7 protein-coding genes are annotated in these 4922 nt (G+C 44.6%); 4 read left to right on the forward strand and 3 right to left on the reverse strand.

The genetic code is table 11. The features are described 5' to 3' along the window. Positions 1–53: 53 nt before the first annotated feature. A complete protein-coding gene (istB, locus tag Q7J27_08770; GenBank protein ID MDO9529238.1) occupies positions 54–803 on the reverse strand; it encodes an IS21-like element helper ATPase IstB in 750 nt (249 codons plus the stop codon). Beyond that, entirely contained in the window at positions 796–2277 is a 1482-nt protein-coding gene (gene istA / locus Q7J27_08775) for an IS21 family transposase (GenBank protein ID MDO9529239.1), read from the reverse strand. The genes istB and istA overlap by 8 nt, the downstream gene beginning before the upstream one ends. A 695-nt stretch (positions 2278–2972) precedes the next feature. Between istA and Q7J27_08780 the strand changes: the two genes are divergently transcribed. From Q7J27_08780 to Q7J27_08795, 4 genes are all read left to right on the forward strand, one after another. Continuing rightward, positions 2973–3179, forward strand: coding sequence for an AbrB/MazE/SpoVT family DNA-binding domain-containing protein (locus Q7J27_08780; protein ID MDO9529240.1), 207 nt, complete (start codon positions 2973–2975; stop codon positions 3177–3179). Continuing rightward, positions 3176–3550 carry a type II toxin-antitoxin system VapC family toxin gene (locus Q7J27_08785; protein ID MDO9529241.1) on the forward strand — a complete coding sequence of 125 codons (375 nt, stop codon included), beginning with the start codon at positions 3176–3178 and terminating at the stop codon, positions 3548–3550. The genes Q7J27_08780 and Q7J27_08785 overlap by 4 nt, the downstream gene beginning before the upstream one ends. 120 nt (positions 3551–3670) lie before the next feature. Next, positions 3671–3886 (forward strand): ribbon-helix-helix protein, CopG family, encoded by a 216-nt coding sequence (locus Q7J27_08790; GenBank protein ID MDO9529242.1) that lies wholly within the window; start codon positions 3671–3673, stop codon positions 3884–3886. Continuing rightward, positions 3883–4290, forward strand: coding sequence for a putative toxin-antitoxin system toxin component, PIN family (locus Q7J27_08795; GenBank protein ID MDO9529243.1), 408 nt, complete (start codon positions 3883–3885; stop codon positions 4288–4290). The genes Q7J27_08790 and Q7J27_08795 overlap by 4 nt, the downstream gene beginning before the upstream one ends. Before the next feature lie 256 nt (positions 4291–4546). Here the strand turns inward: Q7J27_08795 and Q7J27_08800 are convergent. After that, positions 4547–4922 (reverse strand): nucleotidyl transferase AbiEii/AbiGii toxin family protein (locus tag Q7J27_08800; GenBank protein ID MDO9529244.1); only part of this gene is annotated, 376 nt, incomplete at its 5' end.

The following is a 4922-nucleotide window of genomic DNA, read 5'->3' on the forward strand; positions in this document are numbered from 1 at the left end:
TTGTTGTTTGTCAAGACATTTGACCCCCTATCTGCAAATAAAATTGACCCCCTTTAGTTTCCCTTCTTAAGTTTGTTTTTTAGTCTATAGCTGGAACCGTTAATATAGAATATCCTGGCGTGGTGGACCAACCGGTCGATAATGGCCGCAGCCACCACATTGTCCTGGAATATCTGTCCCCAGTCTTCAAAGTTATAATTGCTGGTCAGGACAATCGATCCCTTCTCGTAACGCATGGATACGAGTTGAAACAGCAAGTTGGCCTGCTCTCTGGTAACAGGCATATATCCCAGCTCGTCAATAACCAAAAGGTTAAGCCGCGAATAGGCCAAAAGTTTCGCCGTGATGCTTCCATCTCTGACAGAAAGCATTAGATCCTCGATGAGATTCTGGGCAGTCATAAAGAGTACACGATATTTTGCCTGGCAGGCCTTGACCCCAAAGGCAACGGCCAGGTGAGTCTTTCCCACTCCTGGAGGACCAAGAAAGATAAGATTATCCTTGTTATCTATAAAATCCAGAGAGCTGAGTCTCAGCAATTCTTTTTCTCCAAGACCGGGCTGGAAAGAAAAATCAAATTGTTCAATGGTCTTAACAAATGGAAACCGGGCCTTATATATCTTTGTCTTTACTGACCGTTCCGTCTTGACTCTCAGTTCTTCTTCCAAAAGCAATGACAGATATTCCTCATACTGGAGGCTGCCCTTAGTTGCTCGTTCCGCAAATTCATTGTAGCAGATGATCATCTCCTTTAGCTTCAATGCCCTCATCTGACCTTCGAGCCGTGTCCTGAGTTCACTCATGGCACACCTCCCCGATGCCGGCATATACTGAAAGAGGCCTCATGGTTTCGCCCCTCGGCAATCCAGTACAGGAAAAAGCGCCATCCAGGCACGGACCTTTTAATCCGACAGGATCAAGGAGCCTTAATACACTGTTTTTGTGATAAGCGCCGATATGGATACAATCTTTAATAGCCTTCCTCACAGCTTCAGGGTCATACACTTTGCAGCATGCCAGAATCTCTGAAAGATGCCAGTAGAGATTTGCTCCCACTTTGTCCTTAAGCCCTGTTATATACTCCTCTCCAGTAAACCCAAAATGAGATACAAACCTTTCTGCAACAGCGCTCCTTAAACACTTCTTTTTATCTCCATATGCCTTATTGATAGATTTATGCTCGGGGTGCTCGGGCCTGATCCCTTTATTAAAAAGGGTTATCTGATGTTCCTTAACTATTTCACCCTTGCTGTCGTAAATCTTGACAATCCTGCCAAAGATTGACTCTACCATTACTTCTCTCATGCAAAGCTGCATCGGAACCGGATAAAAATTACCATCCCATGAGATATACCCGTCGCTGGTCACTTTCCTTATCTGTCTGTCGTATAATACCGTTGGTTCAACCGCGGGAAGTGCCCTTAAGCACATAAATTCCCTCGAAAATCTCTCATCAGGGCTTTCTTTTAAGGCGCTGTGGGGCCGGGCATTGTATTTGCCCGTAAAATCTTTAAGCAGACTGTCAAATTGAAAAAGCTCTTCTACCTCAAGACCCCTGAGGAGATGTTCCTGCAGATAATAAAATGGTCTTTCTACCTTGCCTTTTGTCCTTGCCCGGTAGTTCGCACAGGGGTTCGGCTCTAAACCATAAAGGCCGCAAAACTTTAAAAACTCATCGTTGTAGCGTATTACTCCGTCCTTTCTGTGCGTTATTACCATCTGCTTGGGATTGTCTATTACCACCTCCTCCGGCACACCTCCAAAAAACTCCAGACCTTCCGCCATCGCCCGTATTACATCCTGGGCGGCTATACTCACAGAATAGGTGTAATACTTCTTACGACTGTAGCTTAATATCACTTGATGGATATAGAGCTTTACCGGCTTGGCCCCCACAGGCAGAACCCACTCCTTCCAGTCATACTGCATCTGCCTGCCCGGTGCTGTCTCTACCCTTGTGGTCGCCTTAGCTTTTATCTCTTCTTCAGTCCTTATCCCGGCTATGTAACGATGCACTGAAGAAAGAGATCCCTTATAGCCCATCTCCACAAGTTCATTGTATATCCTGGTTCCTATATAACCCATGCCGAGCATCTTACCTGTCCTGTCATCATAATCGTCCAGCATCTTTTCGTAGTCGCGCTTCTTAAATTCAGGCGGCTCTGAACTTCTCAGATACTTTCTCACCGTGTTCTTCGATAGGTTCAGCCGCCTCGCTATCCCCTTGATCGATTCCCCCTTCGCCCTCAATGCCTTTACCTGTTGCCACTTATACATGCTTATCACTCCCCCTTTTCCCTCCTCCCTCACTTTTTGGGAGAAGATTATATACCTTTCTTTGGGGGGTCAATTTTAAATGACGATTGGGGGTCAATTCTATCTTACGATTAACATATTGTTTATCAGCGGAGTATAGACCAAGAGATTGCAGGCGAGCTACTTAACGGGCCAACAAAGCTAAACAGATGGAGAGCCGTATTACCGCAAACCCCTGACTGCCTTCCGCTCATTCGACAGAACGAAGACTCAAGCTACCCTCTATGTCTCATTCAATATCACAAGGGTTTCTTGCTCCATTCTGGACTCTGGGCCAAAGACGAGGATAGCGCAGAGTTTCAGGTTCTCATACAGGCGCTCAAGGCCTTGGTTAACGAGAAGTTCAGACAGTTAAAACCGCAGAAATAATGACGCGAGCCTTGGGGTTGAAGTTGAATAAGGCGGATGGTGATGCAAAGATGCAGGTCCAACACATATGAGCCGCACCTTTGTCAATAGGCAAAAAAATCCTTTTAGGGAAAAAGTATTTTCCCCTCCAGCTCTTTAACAGATCGAAGAATCTGTCTTTGTTTCTAAAAGCGTGCTGGGCTTTGAAAGCCTGCTACAAACACATGCTGGTTTGCCCTGATTGATATTGACAAAACCGTATCGATCATGATATTGTAATACAAAAACAGATCGATGGAGGTGTTGATGTGCAATCAGTAACCGTATCACCAAAATATCAAGTTGTTATACCTAAAACAGTCAGGAAGGCATTGAATCTTCGTCCGGGCCAAAAAATGCAGATTATCGAATATGCCGGCCGTATTGAACTTATACCGGAACGCGATATCAAAGAGCTCCGTGGATTTCTAAAAGGTATCAACACTGAATTCAAGCGAGAGGAAGATAGAGTATGAATATTGTAGATTCTTCCGGCTGGCTTGCATACTTTGCAGATGAGCCTAATGCCAAGCATTTCCTGTCCCCGCTAACTGATTCGGATTCGCTTGTTGTCCCAACGGTAACGATATACGAGGTCTTCAAGGTCATTCTCCGGGAATCCAGTGAAAATGAAGCTCTGCAGGCGGTTGCTGCCATGCAGAAAGGAACGGTTGTGGACCTGAACGCATCATTAGCAATCGCCGCTTCGAGGCTAAGCCTGGAGTATAATCTTCCAATGGCGGACAGCATCATTCTCGCAACAGCGCAAGAATTCAAAGCCATTATATGGACTCAGGATTCAGATTTTAAAAAAATAAGCAATGTGAAGTATTTTCCCAAGAAATAGGAAATGACCAATTAATCAATCCACCGGGTCCTATGTCCTCGGTCCTCGGGCCGGTGATCGTTTTGTTGGATGTGAATTGAATGCTTGACTTTTCATATTTTCGTGTTACAATGTCTTACCATGAACACAATAACCATAAGATTACCAAATGAATTAAGGTCTGATCTGCAAAAGCTCAGTCAGGAGCAGAATAAACCTGTTAGCGATCTTGTGCGCGAATCTATACGGAGATACGTCGCTGTCGAAAAATTTCGCGCCCTTCGTAAAAAGGCCTTACCTTTTGCTGAAGCGCAGGGTTTTTTAACCGATGAGGACGTTTTCAGGGCTATTTCATGAAGATTGTCCTTGACGCTAATGTTATTATTGCTGCTTTTGCTACCCGCGGGCTTTGTGAATCCATCATGGAAGTATGTCTCAGCGAGTATGATATTGCGCTCAGTGATGATTTGTTAGATGAAATTCTGAGAAACCTTCGGCACAAGATCAAACTTCCTCCAAACGTTGTTGACAATATTGGTGCGCTTCTACGTGAGTATTCAAATATTTCAATTCCAGTACCACTTGCATCGGATGTGTGTCGTGATCCTGATGATATAAAAATTCTTGGTTTAGCGGTTGCCTCAAATGCAGATTACATTGTCACGGGTGATAAAGATTTACTGATTTTAAAAAGCTTCCAAGGCATCCCGATTTTAAATCCAAGATCATTCTCTGACATTCTTCATAGTAGAGAAAAATGATTTGAACATCAAGATGCCACTAAGCTTGATCTTTCAACTCGAGTTTTGAACTGCCCAGGAATTGCGGCGTCGGCCCCGGCGTGGTCCCAAGTAGCTCGGCCATAGCTGAACCCCTGCGAGGGACGCTTAGCACCGCGTAAATCCGATGTTTCCGAGAATCCTCGTCCTTTGGGCGGGGAGTACGTTAAAAATGGAAACTAGGCATTGTTTCAATTTCGAAAAATACAATGGTGAGAGAAATTATTAGAAGCAGATTTTAATAATATTTTGCCTGTCGCAGTTCACGGAATGTCGCCCGAAATACTTGCTCAAATTCGGGTAGGAGTATCATCTGGGAAGACAGACGGGCTTGCCAGAGTTTTTTCAACCTGGCCTCTTTATGGATAAAATTCTCTTTGACATCGGTCAGTTCTTTTCCCCGGAATTTCATTTTCAGTTCAACCGCTTCAATTAAATCGGCTGGATTTACATGACCGTTGGTTATGAGATGCCACAAATCGTAAAGATCGCGTGGCTCGTTCCTTGCCGGGTCAAGAAGAGCGACGATCTTCTCCGATACGATCTCGTTGAGCGAATAAACCCCGATTCTTTCCTTCTCTGGCAGATCCTCATATTCATCGTATGCTTTGAGA

This window comes from Syntrophales bacterium (assembly GCA_030655775.1).
Classification (GTDB): domain Bacteria; phylum Desulfobacterota; class Syntrophia; order Syntrophales; family JADFWA01; genus JAUSPI01.

Coding starts and splice junctions, on each gene's coding strand:
- istB (MDO9529238.1), bottom strand. CDS start 803: ATGAGTGAACTCAGGACACGGCTCGAAGGTCAGATGAGGGCATTGAAG.
- istA (MDO9529239.1), bottom strand. CDS start 2,277: ATGTATAAGTGGCAACAGGTAAAGGCATTGAGGGCGAAGGGGGAATCG.
- Q7J27_08785 (MDO9529241.1), top strand. CDS start 3,176: ATGAATATTGTAGATTCTTCCGGCTGGCTTGCATACTTTGCAGATGAG.
- Q7J27_08790 (MDO9529242.1), top strand. CDS start 3,671: ATGAACACAATAACCATAAGATTACCAAATGAATTAAGGTCTGATCTG.
- Q7J27_08795 (MDO9529243.1), top strand. CDS start 3,883: ATGAAGATTGTCCTTGACGCTAATGTTATTATTGCTGCTTTTGCTACC.